General features: G+C 52.5%; 17 protein-coding genes. 16 read left to right on the forward strand and 1 reads right to left on the reverse strand.

Annotated features, from left to right (window positions below):
* Positions 1–2 precede the first annotated feature (2 nt).
* Positions 3–659 carry a response regulator transcription factor gene (locus EHV07_RS01620; RefSeq protein WP_147194250.1) on the reverse strand — a complete coding sequence of 219 codons (657 nt, stop codon included), beginning with the start codon at positions 657–659 and terminating at the stop codon, positions 3–5.
* Between the two features lie 1,313 nt (positions 660–1,972).
* On the opposite strand from EHV07_RS01620, the gene EHV07_RS01625 reads away from it, so the two are divergent.
* The 16 genes from EHV07_RS01625 to EHV07_RS01700 all read left to right on the forward strand — a co-directional run bounded on the left by EHV07_RS01625 (position 1,973) and on the right by EHV07_RS01700 (position 17,299).
* Positions 1,973–2,563 (forward strand): helix-turn-helix domain-containing protein, encoded by a 591-nt coding sequence (locus EHV07_RS01625; protein WP_147194252.1) that lies wholly within the window; start codon positions 1,973–1,975, stop codon positions 2,561–2,563.
* A 315-nt stretch (positions 2,564–2,878) separates the two neighbouring features.
* On the forward strand, positions 2,879–3,754 hold the full coding sequence (locus tag EHV07_RS01630; RefSeq protein ID WP_147194254.1) for a ParA family protein: 876 nt from the start codon (positions 2,879–2,881) through the stop codon (positions 3,752–3,754).
* Positions 3,747–5,117 (forward strand): SPI-7-type island replicative DNA helicase, encoded by a 1,371-nt coding sequence (dnaB-PI, locus tag EHV07_RS01635; RefSeq protein WP_147194256.1) that lies wholly within the window; start codon positions 3,747–3,749, stop codon positions 5,115–5,117. Before EHV07_RS01630 ends, dnaB-PI begins: the two co-directional genes overlap by 8 nt.
* Positions 5,114–6,784, forward strand: a complete 1,671-nt coding sequence (locus EHV07_RS01640) for a ParB family protein (protein WP_147194258.1) — start codon at positions 5,114–5,116, stop codon at positions 6,782–6,784. The genes dnaB-PI and EHV07_RS01640 overlap by 4 nt, the downstream gene beginning before the upstream one ends.
* Positions 6,777–7,487, forward strand: a complete 711-nt coding sequence (locus EHV07_RS01645) for a DUF2786 domain-containing protein (RefSeq protein ID WP_147194260.1) — start codon at positions 6,777–6,779, stop codon at positions 7,485–7,487. Before EHV07_RS01640 ends, EHV07_RS01645 begins: the two co-directional genes overlap by 8 nt.
* A gap of 6 nt (positions 7,488–7,493) precedes the next feature.
* Positions 7,494–8,090: a DUF2857 domain-containing protein gene (locus tag EHV07_RS01650; RefSeq protein WP_147194262.1), complete on the forward strand. Its 597-nt coding sequence runs from the start codon at positions 7,494–7,496 to the stop codon at positions 8,088–8,090.
* A complete protein-coding gene (locus EHV07_RS01655) occupies positions 8,087–8,335 on the forward strand; it encodes a hypothetical protein (protein ID WP_102891651.1) in 249 nt (82 codons plus the stop codon). The genes EHV07_RS01650 and EHV07_RS01655 overlap by 4 nt, the downstream gene beginning before the upstream one ends.
* Before the next feature lie 100 nt (positions 8,336–8,435).
* Positions 8,436–9,671, forward strand: a complete 1,236-nt coding sequence (locus EHV07_RS01660) for an STY4528 family pathogenicity island replication protein (RefSeq protein ID WP_147194264.1) — start codon at positions 8,436–8,438, stop codon at positions 9,669–9,671.
* A 487-nt stretch (positions 9,672–10,158) separates the two neighbouring features.
* The gene (locus tag EHV07_RS01665) at positions 10,159–10,872 is read left to right on the forward strand and encodes a PFL_4669 family integrating conjugative element protein (RefSeq protein WP_147194266.1); all 714 of its coding nucleotides are present in this window, start codon (positions 10,159–10,161) and stop codon (positions 10,870–10,872) included.
* 1 nt (position 10,873) lies between these two features.
* Positions 10,874–11,428, forward strand: a complete 555-nt coding sequence (locus EHV07_RS01670) for a hypothetical protein (protein WP_147194268.1) — start codon at positions 10,874–10,876, stop codon at positions 11,426–11,428.
* Positions 11,429–11,443: 15 nt separating this feature from the next.
* A complete protein-coding gene (locus EHV07_RS01675) occupies positions 11,444–13,465 on the forward strand; it encodes a DNA topoisomerase III (protein ID WP_147194270.1) in 2,022 nt (673 codons plus the stop codon).
* Positions 13,466–14,107: 642 nt separating this feature from the next.
* Positions 14,108–14,578, forward strand: coding sequence for an STY4534 family ICE replication protein (locus tag EHV07_RS01680; protein WP_147194272.1), 471 nt, complete (start codon positions 14,108–14,110; stop codon positions 14,576–14,578).
* 60 nt (positions 14,579–14,638) lie between these two features.
* Entirely contained in the window at positions 14,639–15,175 is a 537-nt protein-coding gene (locus EHV07_RS01685) for a single-stranded DNA-binding protein (protein WP_147194274.1), read from the forward strand.
* Between the two features lie 133 nt (positions 15,176–15,308).
* Entirely contained in the window at positions 15,309–15,746 is a 438-nt protein-coding gene (locus tag EHV07_RS01690; protein ID WP_034951130.1) for a DUF29 domain-containing protein, read from the forward strand.
* 138 nt (positions 15,747–15,884) lie between these two features.
* Positions 15,885–16,550, forward strand: a complete 666-nt coding sequence (locus EHV07_RS01695) for a PilL N-terminal domain-containing protein (protein WP_147194277.1) — start codon at positions 15,885–15,887, stop codon at positions 16,548–16,550.
* Positions 16,547–17,299 (forward strand): hypothetical protein, encoded by a 753-nt coding sequence (locus tag EHV07_RS01700; RefSeq protein ID WP_147194280.1) that lies wholly within the window; start codon positions 16,547–16,549, stop codon positions 17,297–17,299. The genes EHV07_RS01695 and EHV07_RS01700 overlap by 4 nt, the downstream gene beginning before the upstream one ends.

Raw genomic sequence — 17,299 nt, forward strand, 5'->3', positions numbered from 1 at the left:
ATTTATAACATTCCATTCATATAAGCATACTTCAGCAGTTCAGCATTAGTCTTGATGTCTAATTTTTTCATGACATTCTGTTTTTGCGTAGCAATTGTACTAATCGCTCTGTTTTTCTTTGCTGCAATGTCGGAAAGAGAATACCCTTGCGTAACCAGGAAAAAAACTTCCCATTCTTTAGACGTGAGTGAGTTTTTCCCCTGATCATCGGTTGATTCGCGTAGTATTTTCTGAATCGACTTCGAAATAAATGGTTGTGTACTCTCTGATGTTAAATGGTGAATTGCTTTCTGAAATTCTCCCATATCATCTTGAGTACCGATAATCGCATTAAATTTTCTATTAATTATTTGTTTAATAACTGCTCTGTTTTTTATTTGCACAAAAACCAATATCTTGACATTGTTATTAGTGCATAAATTCTGAAAAAACAATAGCTCACTTGTTGTGCAGTTTTTGTAGAGGAAGTTATAATCAGTAAATATTATATCAACTTCCCCATTGCTGATTTTTTTGATGAGCTCCTGGTGCTGGGCATGAGAAGTTACAGATATAGCATCTGGTTCAACTTTTTTCTTTATATACTCACAAATTGCATTATCAAAAATGACAAAGTCATAGTAAATAACAACGTTTACAATTTTTTTTACATCTTCCATATGTATTATTTCTCCTGGTACTTTATACTACATAAGTAAAGCTTACCTTTTGAATATTCTAAGGTTTAAAATTAAATATTACTTATGTTTTTTTTCGATACACATTCGTTCATTAGCAAGTAGCGGCTCTCTATTAAAATAAAAGGTAATTTTAACGCGTTGAACAACCCAACATTCTCATCCAATTTTATCAAAAGGCATGAGGCGGCCGTTCATCTTATAGATGAATTTATATTTTTTTAAATGGAAAGTAATGAATTTTTTTAATCGAGTACCTCCTCATTATAAGCTCATTTTGTATCAGAAATCATTCTTTCATCTATAAGCGGGATTGGCAATAGCAGACTTAAATTTGCTTACGAGAAATTTACGCCATAAAAATTTCATTATTGGCTGTTTGTATAAGTTTTAGGATATTTTTGGAGTTTCTTTCTTATTCATAGGGTTAAAAGACGTTGTGGAGTACATTTAGAAATTATCTGAATCTTATGTTATTGTTTTTTATGTGTTTTAATTTTTTCCTGTAAGGGGTAAGCGCCACTAAGTGTTAACATATAAGGTAATAAAACAGAGTCTTTTTATTTATTTTTTCCTGTGTAAATTTCTGGTTAGGCAGGGTGGTAGGGAGTACCTTATGTACTCAAATGTATTTGTCTGGTTTTACATTAATGCTATCCAAAAGTTTACTAAAAATTTCCTAAATGTTTATCTAAAGTGATGTGTGAGCGCCATTCAAGAATTCCAACTTCCTTTTTCTCATTGAAGTTATTAACCTGTCAAACATTGTAGTAATAAAAAGAATAATTATTTTAAGAAAGAGTATAACATTTAATGCAAACTGACTATAAGAATGTTTCTTCAAGATGAGGAAAATCGTCATGAAAATGGCATACTATTGAAGTTTTTCTTACATGGGAGGATCTCTAACCTTTTTTTAAGATGATTTAGAAAGGATTGTTAATTTTTTGTTCTTATCTTGCAACAAAGAACATAAAATAAATATCTTGCTTTAGTTAGCTCAGATCCTGGTCGTTTTAGACTGTTATACAGATATCACGATGGAGAAGTTTATGGAGTCAACTTATCACGGAATGATTTTATTTTATCCGGATGCATACAGCAATAGCATGCCTGTCGCGTTATTGGGCATTTGTCACTGATATCTGGCAAGGCGGGAAATTTCTGATTCAGGCTCGTTTTATAATCAATGAATAATTGAGAAGAGTGCGATCGGTAAGATTTTCCATTGCCACGTATGATTATAAAAAATTAAATTTTTATTCGTAATTACACAGATAACATCTGGATTATATATGTTTGATTCCTATGAAAGTAATAAGAAACTCATTGAGTTACTGATGCCCATTGCCGTTAACTCAGAGCCTGATGAAATCTCCAGAGGAAAGCGGAGATATACTTTTTCAAAAAAAGGACAGCGTGTCGTATACCTTCTTACTGACGGAGATTTTTTTATAAAAGTGAGAGAGGGGAATAAGATAATGAGCATTGTGTCTGCTCCTCTTGTGACGGGATTCACACCTTACAGGGAAGATATGCCCTTATATCTTGAACGGGTGGACTATGGAAAAATAAAGCACGTCAGCTACGATGTGTTTTGGCAGTGCGTGAAAGAGCATGGCATGTTAGATGATGCGATGGCTATCCTGGCATTAGAGTATACGAATTTAATGCAGCATATTTCACTCAACCGGGACACCTCAGCGAGTGAAGTTCGGGCGCTCATTGAACGCTGGCAGACAATACCAGAACATTTGAAGAGACGATTTTCTGTGATGTACCTTATTGAAAACAGTTCTTATTTATCTAAAAGTTCGATCAGTCGGGTATTGAAAGATATGAGGGAGGAGGGAACGCTTGCTCTGGACCGAGGGAAATTTGGCTAATCTTCTTAAGATTTTGAGCAAATAAATCACTATAACAATAACAGTGAATATTGATAAAAATTAAACCACATACTACCGATGCAGCTAAAAATTTGTTGAGACAGACTTTTTTGGAAGCCCATTTCTTTTCGGGTAAAAAGCAAAAACCCGCCGTAAGGCGGGTTCTTTAAATGATGGTGCCCGGACTCGGAATCGAACCAAGGACACGGGGATTTTCAATCCCATTGCCGAAATGTTAAAGATTTAGCCTCTTTGTTATAAAGATGTGATTATTCATTTGGGCATACATCCAAAACCTTGATTTGGATGTGCAAAATGAAAATACTTCCCGTTATCTCTCCCAAAGGTGGAGAAGGCAAATCCACGTTTGCTGCTTACCTTGCTGGCTTTATTGCTGATGCCGGCCTGAACACCCTACTTGTCGATGCGGACTACTCCCAGCCGACTGCCAGCAGTATCTTTGCGCTGGAGCACGAAGCGCCTTTCGGCCTCTATGAGCTGCTGATGCAGATGGTCAGTGACCACATGCAGTGCATTTCACAGGCCGCCATAAAAAATCTTGATGTCATCTACTCCAATGACCCGGACGAGCTGTTGCCGACGGCGATGCTCCATGCTGCTGATGGTCGTCTGAGACTGCGTAATATACTTCAGCATCCTTTCTTTAGCCGTTACGACGCCATTATTGTGGATTCAAAAGGTGCAACAGGCGTCATGACCGAGCTGTCTCTCCTGTCATCGTCCGGGAACGTGATGGGGGTGGTAAAACCCATTCTGCCGGACGTCCGCGAATTTATCCGCGGTTCCCTCCATATGCTTACCCGCCTGAAAACCTATGAAAATTACGGTATCCGCCTCCCGGATATTTCCATTCTCGTCAACTGCATCGAAAACACCCTGCTGGACCGTGAAGCGATGGACGGCCTTGCCGCCATCATTAATGGAAAACATTACGATGCCACTGCGCTGGGCAACCGGGACGTTTATCGTCTGCTCGACACCCGTATCGAGGCGCTGGATATTTTCAAGCTCGGGCACGTCAAGCAGCAGCCCGTGCATCGTCTGGAATACAAAACGCGGCGCAAAGGTCCGGCCGCAGCAGTCACCATGCACGACCTCGCCTGTGAACTGTTCCCGGAGTGGCAGAGCCATTTCAGTGACGTTCTGACCCGGGAGGTGCGCCATGTCTGAGATGATAATGCCCTGCTCTTATGAGGCTGAGCAGGCCGTGCTCGGTGGACTGATGCTTGATAACGACCGGTGGGATGAGGTGATACTGCAAATCTCCCCGGAAGATTTGTTTTCCCGGCCGCACCGCATGGTCTTCCGGGTAATGGCTGAGCTGGCCGGCGAGGGGCTGCCGCTCGATCTCATTACCATCACTGAGCGCCTGGAAACCCGGGGTGACCTGATTCATTGTGGTGGTTTCGCCTATCTGGCTGAAATGAGTAAAAACACGCCGTCCGCCGCCAATATCCTGGCTTACGCCGGGGTGGTGGCGGAGAAAAGCCGCCTGCGGCAGCTCATGACGGTGGGTAACAGTCTTCTTTCCGATGTACAGGCCCCGAAAGCGAACTCGGCGGGCATCCTTGAGTCGGCCGAAGGTAAGCTGTTCAACATTGCTGAACAGGGCGCCATGCAGCTCAACAGTGAGACCGGTGTTAACGAGGCGCTGGATAAACTGCTGACGCAGCTGGAAAGCATGACCGCCAGCGACGGCCTCACCGGGACACCGACCGGATTCAGTGAGCTGGATGCGATGACCTGTGGTCTGCAGCCCGGCGATCTGGCGCTTCTGGCTGCACGCCCGTCAATGGGTAAAACCTCCCTGGCGATGGCGTCCTGCACCGCGGCCGTAAGAGGAAAACCTGACGATTTCGTCTTTGTGTTCAGCCTTGAAATGCCCGCAGAGCAGCTGATGATGCGCCTGCTGGCGATGGAAGGCCGGGTGGAGCTGAGCCGGCTTCGCAGCGGCAATATGGACGATGAGGACTGGGCCCGGGTGTCTGAGGCCACCGGTCGCATCATTGAGTGGCAAAACCGTCTCATTATCGATGACACCAGTTACCAGACTCCGGCCACACTGCGCGCCCGCGCCCGGCGTTATGTCCGTAAATACGGCCGTCCCTCTCTCATCATGCTGGACTATCTGCAGCTTGTCCGTTCACCTGAGCAGGAGAATCGTACCCAGGAAATCTCAGAAATTTCCCGCTCGCTCAAGGCCCTTGGCAAGGAGCTGGGCTGCCCGGTACTGGCGCTTTCCCAGCTTAACCGCCAGGTGGAGCAGCGGCCCGATAAACGGCCCAACAATGGCGACCTGCGTGATTCAGGGGCGCTGGAGCAGGATGCGGACCTCATCATGTTTATTTACCGGGATGAGGTTTACAACCCCACGACCCCTGATACCGGGGTGGCTGAAATCATTGTCGGCAAGCAGCGGCAGGGGCCAACCGGCACAGTGAAAATTAAGTTTGACGGGCGTTATACGCTGTTTTCGGCCTTTCAGGAAGGCAGCTATGACTTCGGTTATCACAGCGGGAGGAAAGAGGCATGAGCCGTAAACGTTCTGATGTGGGGGCGGCCATGCTGCAGCCGGGACGCCAGTCGCAGGCAGCCGGCAATATCAGCGTCATGCCGGCAGCTGAAATGCCCATGGTGCTGACGCTCGACCAGTTAAGCCCCAATCCCGATAATCCGCGGACGTCACGCAACCCGCGCTATGACGATATCAAGGCGTCCATCCGCTCGCGCGGGCTGGACACCGTGCCCAAGGTGACACGTGACCCGGATGGTGAACCCGATATCTACATTTTCAGCGACGGCGGGAATACCCGTTATCAGATCCTGTCCGAACTGTGGCAGGAGACCGGCGAAGACCGGTTTTTCCGCGTCCACGTGCTGTTCAAACCATGGCCGGGACGGCTGCAGTGCGTTATTGGCCATCTGGCAGAGAATGAGGTGCGCGGGGACCTGAGCTTTATTGAAAAGGCAAAGGGTATCCACAGCGCCCGCGCTATCTATGAAGAGCAGGCGGGAAAAACAGTTTCATTGCGTCAGTTGTCCGAGCTGCTGACCCGTGAAGGCCTGCCGGTTCATAATTCAACAATCAGCCGCATGGAAGACGCGCTGAAATATCTTTATCCGTGGATGCCTGACCTGCTGGAGTCCGGGCTCGGCAGGCCGCAGGTGGCGGCCCTGCTGGCGCTCCGGCATGATGCTGAACGCGTGTGGAATGCGTTTTGCCTGCTTTCAGATGTCAGCGAAAAATCCTTCAGCGACGTTTTTGGCCAGTGTTGTGGCCGTTTCAACTCGCCGGAACTGTGGTCTCAGGAGATGTTCCGCGATGAGCTGATCGGTGATTTACTCCAGGCGTTGCCGCACCCGGAGCTGGACTATGACCGTTGGATGATGGAACTCGATCCTAAAGAACGCAACCGCCGGCATCACTTTGGTGACCCGGAGCCGGTTGCCCTGCCCGCCGCAGACAAGCCTGAACCCGCCCTGCCTGCCACCGTGTCAGATGAGGATGACGGCGTCCCGCTGCCTGTTACCGCTTCACGTCCTGAGGTCCCAGCTGCAACGCCCGTTCCGGGCAATGTGTCATCGCCTTCTGAAACACCAGTTAATGACACCCCCCGGCATGAGGTTCAGCCGGATATGTACGATGCCGCGCCGGTCATTTCAGGTGAGGGCCGGGAGGTCAGCGGGCTGGTTACTTTCTCTGAAGAACATGGAGAAGAGGACAACAGTGAAGACTGCCTGCTTTCCCTGCTGACACCTGAGCCTGAAGTGGTCACCCGGGATGATGCGCCGCTCATTAATGACAGCCTCTGGCATGTGCCAGCCCATCAGGATGATATCGAACACCTGCAGAATACCGCTTTTCGTCTGGCATGGGAGCTGGGGGAAGTCCTGGGTTGTGAAGATGAAATTTTGCCGCAACGCGACAGCGATATATCCGCCGGTTACGGCGCGGCAAGTGAGGTGTGTTCTGAAGCGGCCGCATTCCTGCTGGGCCTGACCGCCGATGCGCCTGCGGTGCATCCGGCAGCCGGTGTCTGTGACCTGGCGGTGCTTTTCACCGGCGGGCCGGGGGAGCGTGAAACCCCCGCACTCAACGATGATGATGCCATGAAGCTGCTGCGCCTGATGCGTGTGATGCGCCGTCTGCGGGAGCTGCAGCGCGGCGTGACGCCTGAAGAGGAGAAGACTGATGAATAACCCACAGCGACAGCTGCGGCTGCTGAACCTGGTCAGAAAACTGCTGGAGCTGGGCCGCAGCAACAGCAATTCCCATGAGGCCGGGCTGGCACTACAGCGGGCACAAAAGCTGATGTCACGGTATGGCATCACCGAACTTGATGCCGGCCTGTCATCCGTCCGGGAAGTCTCTTCCTGCACGGCCCCGTCAGAGGCTGAAAAGATCCCGGAATGGATGGTGAGCATGGTGTGGGGTGTCTGTCATGCCTTCGGCTGCCGCGCGTATTACTCATGGCGTCAGACATCTGCCGGGTCTCGCCGCGCCGTGACCTTTTACGGGTTCAGTGAAAAACCGGAGATAGCGGCGTATGCCTTTGATGTGCTGACGCGCCAGCTCAAGGATGCCACAACGTCTTATCTCCGAACCCAGAACAAACGTCTTAAGCTGGCCACGCGCCGGGCGAGAGCGGAACAGTTCCGCGACGGCTGGGTATGCGGGGTGCGTGAGGTGATATCGGCGGCTGACCTCAGCCGCGAAGAGCAGCAGGTGATGAGCCACTGGCTGGAAAGCCGCAGTATGAAAACAGTCACAACCCGTGAGCTGAAAGCGTGTCGCGGGGCAGATACAGCACGTTATCAGGGGTACGAGGCCGGGCAGAATGCCCGTCTTCATCAGGGTGTCAGCGGCCGGAATCCGGCAGCCATCGGTTACCGTGAGGATTAAGGGGGAATGATGAACAATTTATCTCAGGCTGCGAACGGGCTTCTGATGCAGCTGGTAATGGATCTCAGAAGTGGTTATCTGCGCCGCTGCGAATCACTGGGGCTTAACCGGGAAGAAATGCAGATGCTGCAGGGGCTCTCGCTCGAAGAGCTGCACTACCTTTCCGGCAGTGAGGTGTCGATCATCAGTGTGGGCATCAATCACGGCAATCTGGTGCGCATGTTGCACCAGGCCCGGACGGAACAGAAACGCCTTCAGCGAATCGACCGGGCGCTGGCGCTGGGCGGCTCCATTGAGCTGATGGCGCACTATTTCGGGCTGTCGAGCACAGACGTGGCGGCCCGCCGGCGTATTGCCGGTATCGATGTCCGCCCGGGGCGCGGTAATGCACTCGGTGATGACGATAATGCTGCGCTCTGGCGACAGTGGCAGAAGTCAGGTGTTGACGACGCGGAAAGTGCTGACGGGCTGGACGTGATGATGCTGGCTGCAGAACAGATGAACGTCTCGCTGACGTCGGTCTGGCACGCCGTTCGCGGCTGGCACCGTACCCGGGAGATGCAGACGCCCCCTGCCCGGGCGGCGGTAAGGAAAACGGCATGAAATACAGGGTGGTTGCGCCGGGTCTGCGTGCCCCTCACGGTACGCCGCCACAGTGCTGTCAGAAGGCGTTACGCCAGGTTCGCCGCTTCCGTCAGGGGGCGCGTAATTACACCCGGCTTGATGAAAAGGGGTGTGGTTACTACAAAATCGATCTGGGTCCGTTCTGGCGGCTGCTGAGCCGCAACGAAGGCCGGACGTGGCTTCTTCTCAGCCACGAACGCTATAACAGCGCCATACGGAAATAGCGGCATGCCAGTCTGTTTACCCTGCACCCGTACGCGGGTGCAGTACTAAGCATACTGACAGAACAGAACGGCCGCGAGGGTGGCCAGAAAAGGAAGAATAATGACTCTGCCTGCAGAAAGCCTGATAGCTTACACGCTGGACAAGATGAATGCCCGTCTTGCGGCCAACCCCCGGCGGGACGAGGGACGGATACGTAATGGCCTGCTGTTTACCGGCAATGTGCATGATGCCATTCCCCGCCGGCTGTTGCTCGACACGCGGTTGTCACCACTGGACAAGATGGGCTGGATGATGATCCGCCTGTATGCACAGAATAATGAAGGGGCGGTTTTCCCGAGCTATGACGAACTCCAGCTTCAGCTTGCCTCGCCCGGAAAAGGAAAGGCTTCAAGGGAGACGGTCAGCCGCGTCCTGCTGATGCTGCGAATAACCGGCTGGCTCAGTCTCTGCAAACGCGTGCGGGATGATAAAGGACGGGTGCGGGGTAATATTTACGCCCAGCATGATGAGCCGCTGTCCTTCAGCGATGCGGAAGCGCTCGATCCCCGTTTTCTGGACACAGTGGCAGACGCCTGCCTGAGTAAAAACCGCACCGTCAGCCAGACCGCCCGCGAAGTGCTCGACGATATAAAAAATGACCCCACCATGCGCCATTACCGCAGCCATCTTGCGCTGATCGAATCGCGCCTTGGCCATCCACAGACAGCCAGCCAGATGGCAAAACGTCACAGCCGGATACCCCATCCTTCACCGGGTTCGGAATCCGGACTCAGTCAGAGCCGCCAAAAAAATGCCGCCAGAAAACCGGGTTCGGAAACCGAACTCAGTACTGAATTGTATGGAAATTCACTGAGTTCGGAATCCGTACTGCCAGTAAAATCAGGTGGTTATGACCGGGTTCGGAAACCGAACCATTACGTACGTAGTATCACACACAGTGTGAATAAAAATACGTACGTACCGGGCAAATCTGTGCTGCCTGACAGCCTGAAGGAACTTATTCCGGCAGAAGATCTTGCCATGCTGACTGCCCAGCTGCAGGCACTGCCTGAGGAGCAGGCGGAACTGGTACTGCTCAGTCTGCAGAAAGTGATGTCACGCCAGCGGCTCAGTAATCCGGTTGGCTGGTTGCTGGCCGTGATGAAAAAGGCCCGTGAGGGCAGATTGTATGCGCCCCGTCAGGCTGATGATCTGCCTGAGCCAGCCGGACAGAAATCCGCCCGGCGTCCTGAACAGCAGCTGTGGAAGCCAGAACCACACACCTCTGCCCGCCCGGTATCAGAGGAAAATATCCGCAATCTGGTCAAGGATATTCGCAGTAAGCTAAAAAGCTGAGCGGAAAAAAAACTACCCTATGCAGAAGCGGCTAAAAAACGCACAGTGCTGCCAGTGGCAGCAGTGACTAAAAAACGTACAGTGCTGCCAGTGGCAGCAGTGACTAAAAACCGTACAGTGCTGCCAGTGGCAGCAGTGGCTAAAAACCGTACAGTGCTGCCAGTGGCAGCAGTGGCTAAAAACCGTACAGTGCTGCTAGTGGCAGCAGTGACTAAAAAACGCACAGTGCTGCCAGTGGCAGCAGTGGCTAAAAACCGTACAGTACCGCCAGTAGCCGCACTGTGTAAAAAATATACATCGCTACCGTTGGCTGTATCTAATTGGTCACCAAAGTCATGTTTTGGTTACTTTTGACCAATGTTTTCACCTCTCTCAATCAAGAATTCACTTCTTTACGGATCTGGTTTCTTGTTGTCCGGAACATCTTACCTGAAGAGTATCAGTGCCTCGGGTCGAACCTGACCGGGATCTAACAGGAGATGGCTGTATGACTACAGAAAATGAAACGCGAAGCGATAAAGCGGGAGGACTCACCTCCTCCCTGAAAATCGAGATCCACTCAAATTATGCTATCCGTCTCTGGGAAGGTCGCCAGCAATCCCAGTCAAAGGCGGGGGAAAAGAAAGGACGGTATGCCATTATGAGTATGCCACAGGCGATCAAGCGCTCAGGCGTCATCTATCAGGACTCTATTGAAGATAATCCGTGGGCAGATGAGGCGATGTATAAAGTTGAGATGCTTTTGAATGCAGCTGGCGAGCATATCCAGCAACGGGTTGAAGAGCTTGAAGTCATATTGAAGTCTGTTCCCCCCGCGGTATCATTTTCCGATATTGTTTCCACATCACCTCTTAATATAGGCGTGTTCAGCCGCTCCCCGCTGGGTTACAGATGTGTCTGGGTACTCGTCGGCTATGATCAGATGGCGCTCAAAGCATTTCAGGCTGCCCATTATGGTCTTATTTCCCGCACCCAGCGTGATGAACTACTGAGTCATGGTGCTCACCTCATTCGTAAAGTATATGGCGTTTTGCGAATGTACCGAACCGTCAAAGTAAATCGTTCTGACATTGCAGCCCAAACGCCTGCCTCACTTCAGGCCAAAGAAAAGCTGGGATCACCCGATCCTGAAATCTTCTCTGGTAAGAAGCGTTCTTCTTTTTCTCCTCCTTTACGGAAACCCCTGCCAGAGGAAAAATAATATGATCCGCTTATTGTTTCTTCCTGCCGCCTTCTTTTTATTAAGCGGGTGCGCAACAACGGACTGGGCTGCGATTAATAAACAGGTCAGTGACACAGCTGCAAACCTGACCAGGACTCTGGGTAGCAGCAGCAGTGCTGAAAGTGGCAGCATGCCGCTGATGAGCCCGGCGGGGCAACAGGCCATGCAGTCCGTCGATAAAACGTTCTCCGTACCGGTCGATGTGGATACCGCAGCGGCCCGCCTGAAGCGGCATTACAAATTTATCTCCACGCAGGAGCTTGAGGCACTGCGGCAGGCTTCAAATGACGGGGACTGGAAAGCAGCGGCTGAAGATGATGCACATCCGGTCTGGGACGCCATGCCGGGCAGCTACTACAAAATGGGCTCAGACTGGAACGGGCGTGATCACCTGGATATCGAGATCGAGAAAAACGGGTCCGGCAGCAGGCTGTATGTCGTCTATCGCTCATCGTCATCACAGCGTCTGGCCGGTTCCGGGGTCACGAAGCTGATGAATGATGTCCGCGCGGTTGCGGCAGGTGAAAAACGCTGATGCGGGAGGCACTATATGCAACTCTTTTTGTGTGAAAAGCCCTCCCAGGCAAAAGATATTGCACGCGTGCTGGGCATCAGCAAGCGTGAGCAGGGCTTCATCAGCGGGGGGGATACCGTGGTGACCTGGGCAATTGGGCACCTGCTTGAAACTGCCAGCCCTGAAGCCTATGGCGAGCAGTATGGCAGGCCGTGGCGTGCCGATGTTCTGCCTGTACTGCCTGAGGCCTGGAAAATGGTCGTCAAGGAGCAGACAAAATCGCAGTTCACCGTCATCAGTAAGCTCCTTAAAAAGGCATCTGAGGTGGTCATCGCCACCGATGCCGACCGCGAGGGAGAAGTTATCGCGCGTGAGCTGCTGGAATACTGCCGCTACAGTGGCGCGGTGCGACGGCTCTGGTTATCAGCCCTGGATGAGGCCAGTGTGAAGGAAGCACTGAGCAGTATTCTTCCGGGAGAAAAAACAGCCCTGCTGTATGATGCCGGCAAGGGCCGGAGCCAGGCTGACTGGCTCATCGGCATGAACCTGACCCGCCTTTATACTCTCAAAGCCCGTGACTCAGGGGTGTCAGAAGTGCTGTCCGTCGGGCGGGTACAGACGCCGACGCTTGCCATGGTGGTTAACCGGGATAATGAAATCACGTCCTTCGTGCCAAAGCCCTGGTGGCAGGTACATGCAATTATTGAAAAAGAGGGCGTCCGGTTCCGGGCAGGCTGGGCGCCCGTTGAGCAGTACTGTGATGAGGAAAAACGTTGCATCAATCCCCAGGCTGCCAGGGCGGTGGGGCAGCTGTGTCAGCAGCAGGGCAGGGCTGCAGTACTGGAAGTAACACAGAAGCGGGAGAAAACGGCGGCACCCCTCTGTTTTGACCTTGGCACCCTTCAGCAGGTCTGTTCCCGAAAATTTGGCATGGGCGCAAATGATGTGCTCGCCATTGCCCAGTCCCTCTACGAAACCCACAAAGCGACCACCTACCCCCGGACAGACTGCGGTTTTCTGCCAACCTCCATGCAGCAGGAAATTCCCGACGTGCTGGCAGCAGTGGCAAAATCCGATCCGGCTGTGGCCCCGGTACTGAATCAGCTGGACAGGCAGTTTGTCTCGCGTGTCTGGAATGACAAAAAAATCACCGCGCACCATGCCATCATTCCCACCCGGCAGGCATTTGATTTGTCGCGCCTCAGCGCCGATGAGCTGAAAGTCTACCAGCTGATTCGCCAGCATTATTTCGCCCAGTTCCTTCCGCTGCAGGAATCTGACGTGACGGAGGCCTCTTTCAATATCGGTGGCCAGCTGTTCCGTACACGCGGGAAAGTCGGTGTGGTGACAGGCTGGAAGTCATTGTTCCAGGCTGAAAAAGATGACGATGAAGAGGAAGCAGACGGGGACAGTATGGCGCTGCCGGCGCTGGCTAAAGGGGATATCTGCGCTGTCACCGGTGCTGAGGTTAAGGATATGAAAACCAGTCCGCCCAAACCGTTCACGGAGGGGACGCTGATTGCTGCCATGAAGAACGCGGCCAGTTTCGTCAGTGACCCGAAGCTGAAGAAAGTGCTGCGTGATAACGCCGGTCTGGGCACTGAGGCGACGCGTGCGGGCGTGCTTGAAACTCTCTTCAAACGACACTATCTGGAGAAAAAAGGGAAGCACATCCACTCAACGCAGATGGCCCGTGAACTGATTGCTGCGCTGCCGGAAACGCTGACGAGTCCGGGTATGACTGCCTTGTGGGAGCAGGCACTGGATGATATTTCTCAGGGGAAAATGTCGCTTGCCACCTTTATGCAAAAGCAACTGCAGTGGACGCGTCACCTTGTCGAAAAAGGCCGCCAGGACAATGTGAAAATCACTGCTCCCGTCACACCTCCCTGCCCGCTGTGCAAGGGGCCCACGCGTAAACGAAAGGGTAAAAAAGGGGATTTCTGGAGTTGTACGCGTTACCCGGACTGCAAGGGTATTATTAACACCAACGGGAAAAAGACCACAAAGCGTAAAAAAGCAGCAACAGGGACAAAAACCGAATCATCAACTCCGTGAAGAGTTATTTCACTGTACAACACCGGGTCGGGTTCTGCTAATGTGACTACGCTTCGATATGTACTCCCTTGCCGGAGGCAGCCAGATTAACTTTAACGGGATTGATCTGGCAACCGGCACAACAGTTTGCCATCGCACATCTGGCAGGAACTGTAAGACGCATGCGCTCCGTGAAAACCGCGTCGGGAACGGATCCCCGGAGTAGTGAGATACTTTAAGGTCTGGTACAGCCCTCACGGCGTTGCTTATGCAGCGCCGTTTTCATTTGCTTGTCTTATATACCGGTTGACACACGGCTTGTTTGGTTTAAAAATCAACAGTGCTTACCGCTGTTTTTTACAGCCAGCCAAAGTTTCAGCAGTCTGAGAGAAACGCCTTCGGGTGACTGCCATCTAACGTTTCACCGGTCTGAGAGAAACACCTTCGGGTGGCCGGAAAATCCTCGCAGCCTGAGAGAGGATACCTGCGGGTGGTAAATTCGTTTAACCTCTGGAAACGAATGTCACTGCACAGTGACTGAGGTCCTTTCAACATATCAGACTCTCAGGATTCAGCTAATCCTGACCCCCGACGGGAAACCACTCCCGTCAGGGCAGATGGTTTCTCCGTCGTACCTTTTTTTACCTCCATGGAGAAAACATCATGTCTGCAAACAATACTTCTGCATCTGCAAAATCTGAGTACTTCAACCTGACTATCAAAGGCATCGGGTATCTCAGCAACATCCGTCAGGTTAACCATCAGAATGGCTCGTTCCTCAGCTGCGTAATCAATGCACTGAGTGGTCCGACTGATAATCCGGCCTACGTCCGTTTTGACATTTCTGTCGCAGGTAAAGAGGCTACAAGCCTTATTGCCCGCTGCCAGAAGGCCGTCGATGAAGACAAAAAAGTCCTGCTGGGCTTTAACCTGAGTAATCCGTCCACGGACATATTTACGCTGAACAAGGGCGAGCATGCCGGCGAACAGCGTGTCAGTCTGAAAGCCCGCCTGATAAAGGTGGACTGGATCAAAATAGGCCAGGACATGGTCTACAAGGCTGAAAAATCTGACTCCGTGCCGCCGCAGAATGGCTCTGCCGCACAACAAAACTACGCAGAAAACTCATTCTGATGCGCACCTGACACACCCCGTTCGCGGGGTGTTTCTTTATTCTTTACAGGAGAAATGATTATGTCCTCACGCGGCGTTAACAAGGTGATTCTTGTCGGTAATCTCGGCCAGGATCCTGAAGTGCGTTATATCCCCAATGGCAGTGCAGTTGCCACCCTTTCTCTGGCCACGTCTGAGAGCTGGCGCGACAAGCAGTCCGGTGAACAGAAAGAAATGACCGAATGGCACCGGGTGGTTATTTTCGGCAAGCTGGCAGAAATTGCGGGTGAATATCTGCGCAAAGGCTCCCAGGTTTACATCGAGGGCCAGCTGCGCACACGCAAATGGACCGATCAGTCCGGCCAGGAGAAATACACCACAGAGGTGGTGGTTAACATTGGTGGCACCATGCAGATGCTTGGCGGCCGCCAGTCCGGCAGCGGACAGAATACGTCTTCCCGGCATGACTGGGGGCAGCCACAGCAACCTTCAGGACCGACTCACAGCGGGCAGGCTTCAGGCAGCAGTGCCGGTGCGCCACCGATGGACTTTGACGATGATATACCGTTCATTGGCTTCGGGTATGGTGTACCGAAATCGGCAATCCATGCACTCTGAATTAACGGAGCTTTGACTGTAATGACTGTCTCTGACAAACTTCAGGAAGCAACTTTTTTTGTTGCATCTTATGCTATCTCCGGAGCATATCTGTTCCGGCGGTTTCTTCACTTTTTGACTAACGGAGGCTTGTATGGGCGCACGTTACGATTCAGACGTAGTTGCCTGGGCCAGTGAACAGGCAGCTTTACTGCGTGCCGGAAAGCTCAGTCAGATTGATATTGAGAACATCGCCGAGGAGATTGAAGACGTGGGCAAAAGTGAAAAGCGTGAGCTGGCCAGCCGTATGGCTGTCTTACTGGCCCACCTACTTAAATGGAAGTTTCAGCCTACCCATCGTGGTAAAAGCTGGGAGTTAACCATTAAAGGACAGCGTGATTTGATTGTCCGTCGTCTTAACAAGACGCCGAGCCTCAAAAACGCGCTTTCTGATCCTGAATGGCTTGCGGATGTCTGGTTTGACGCCCGCGCCGATGCTTCTAAAGAAACGGGTATTGGTCTCGATATCTTCCCTGAGGACAGCATCTGGGCAACAGATGCAATTCTCAGCAGCGAATTCTACCCGGACTGATTACTGTCTGGTTCACCGCAACGCCATCCTTTCGGGTGGCGTTTTTTTTTATCCACGGAAAATCAGTTGTTAATTGAGTGAAACCGGACCGATTCCGCACAGTGAGGGCTGTTTTATCACTGTACAGGAAAATTCCGGATGAAACGTAATACCTCTCACAACATATTTTCACCAGGCAGGCTTGCTGCGGCTCTTTCCCTGCTGCTCCTTGCGGGCTGTGTTTCCCAGCCGCAAAAGCTGCAACAGCGTGCGCCTGCCGACCCGGCACCCGGCACCACCGTCACCCGCAACGTTCAGCCGGTCACGCCGGATGAGTATGCGCGGACGCCGGAAGTGGTGCGCTACGATCGTTATCTGCTGGTCAGTACCGATCCGCAGGCGGCCCAGCGTGACCCTCTTTCCCAGATTATTGATATCCGTATCCCCTCATCCCTGCACCCTACTGTGGCGGATGCGCTGCGTTATGCCCTGCGCCAGTCGGGTTATTCCCTGTGCGCGACGGGCTCTGCCAACGGCGTGCTTTACCGCCAGGCATTGCCGGCGGTCCAGTACCAGCTGGGCCCGATGCGCCTGCGTACTGCCCTGCAGGTCCTGGCCGGTCCGGCCTGGCAGCTTGAGGTGGATGATGTTCAGCGGGTGGTCTGCCACAGCCTGCGCGACGGCTATCAGCTGCCGGTCTCACAGCTTCCGCCGCCGGTCAGTACCTGGTCCACGCCTGCGCCGTCAGCCGTGTCACAACCGGCCATCAGCGCCCCGCAGTCCTTCCCTGTTAAACCTGTCAGCGGAGGGTTTCTGAGAAAATGAGCGAACAGCAACCCTTCAATACGGACCCCGCGCCGGCCCGAAAAAAATTCAGCTGGCGTCCCGGCCGCCGCTTCATCCTAGGCACTGCCGGTGGTGTGGCGCTGGCCGGCATTCTGGCGCTGGGCTACACCGCCTTCACACTGGGCATCTCGAATCTCGATGAGCGCCTGACGCGTCTTGAATCGCAGGGCAGTACAGCGACCTCTGCTGAGACGGTCGCAGCTCTGCAGTCTGACGTGACCACGCTCAGCACCGGTCTGCAGGATACGAGGAAAAATCTCGGCGAAGTGCAACAGCGGCTCAGCGCTGTTGCGAAACAGACCGGCAGCGATGACGCCGTGCGTCAGTCATTGCGAACCCTTCAGGAAGCACAGCAGGGGCTGGAAACCCGCCTGAGTGCGCTCACTGAGCAGCTGACAGCGCTGAAGTCACAGCCGGCACTTGCCACACCTGTCGCCGCACCGGTTAAAAAAACTGAACCTGCGGCAAAAAAGCCCCGTCCCGCTGACACACGTCGTGCTGCTCCGTCCCTTCGCGTGGCCCGCAACGCGCCTTTTGTGCTGACGGGCGTGGAGACGCGGGGGAATGATTCCTGGGCGGCCATCGCTCCCCGGGGTTACAGCAGCCTGTCGCAGGTGACACTGGTCGGGACGGGCGAAACCGTTGCCGGCTGGACGCTGGTCAGTGCCGGTTACGGTGAGGCGACGTTTCGTGTTAACGGCCGCCTGACCGTACTCAGGGCAGAATAA

Origin of the sequence: Pantoea sp. CCBC3-3-1, from assembly GCF_007981265.1 — a bacterium.
GTDB lineage: Bacteria > Pseudomonadota > Gammaproteobacteria > Enterobacterales > Enterobacteriaceae > Erwinia.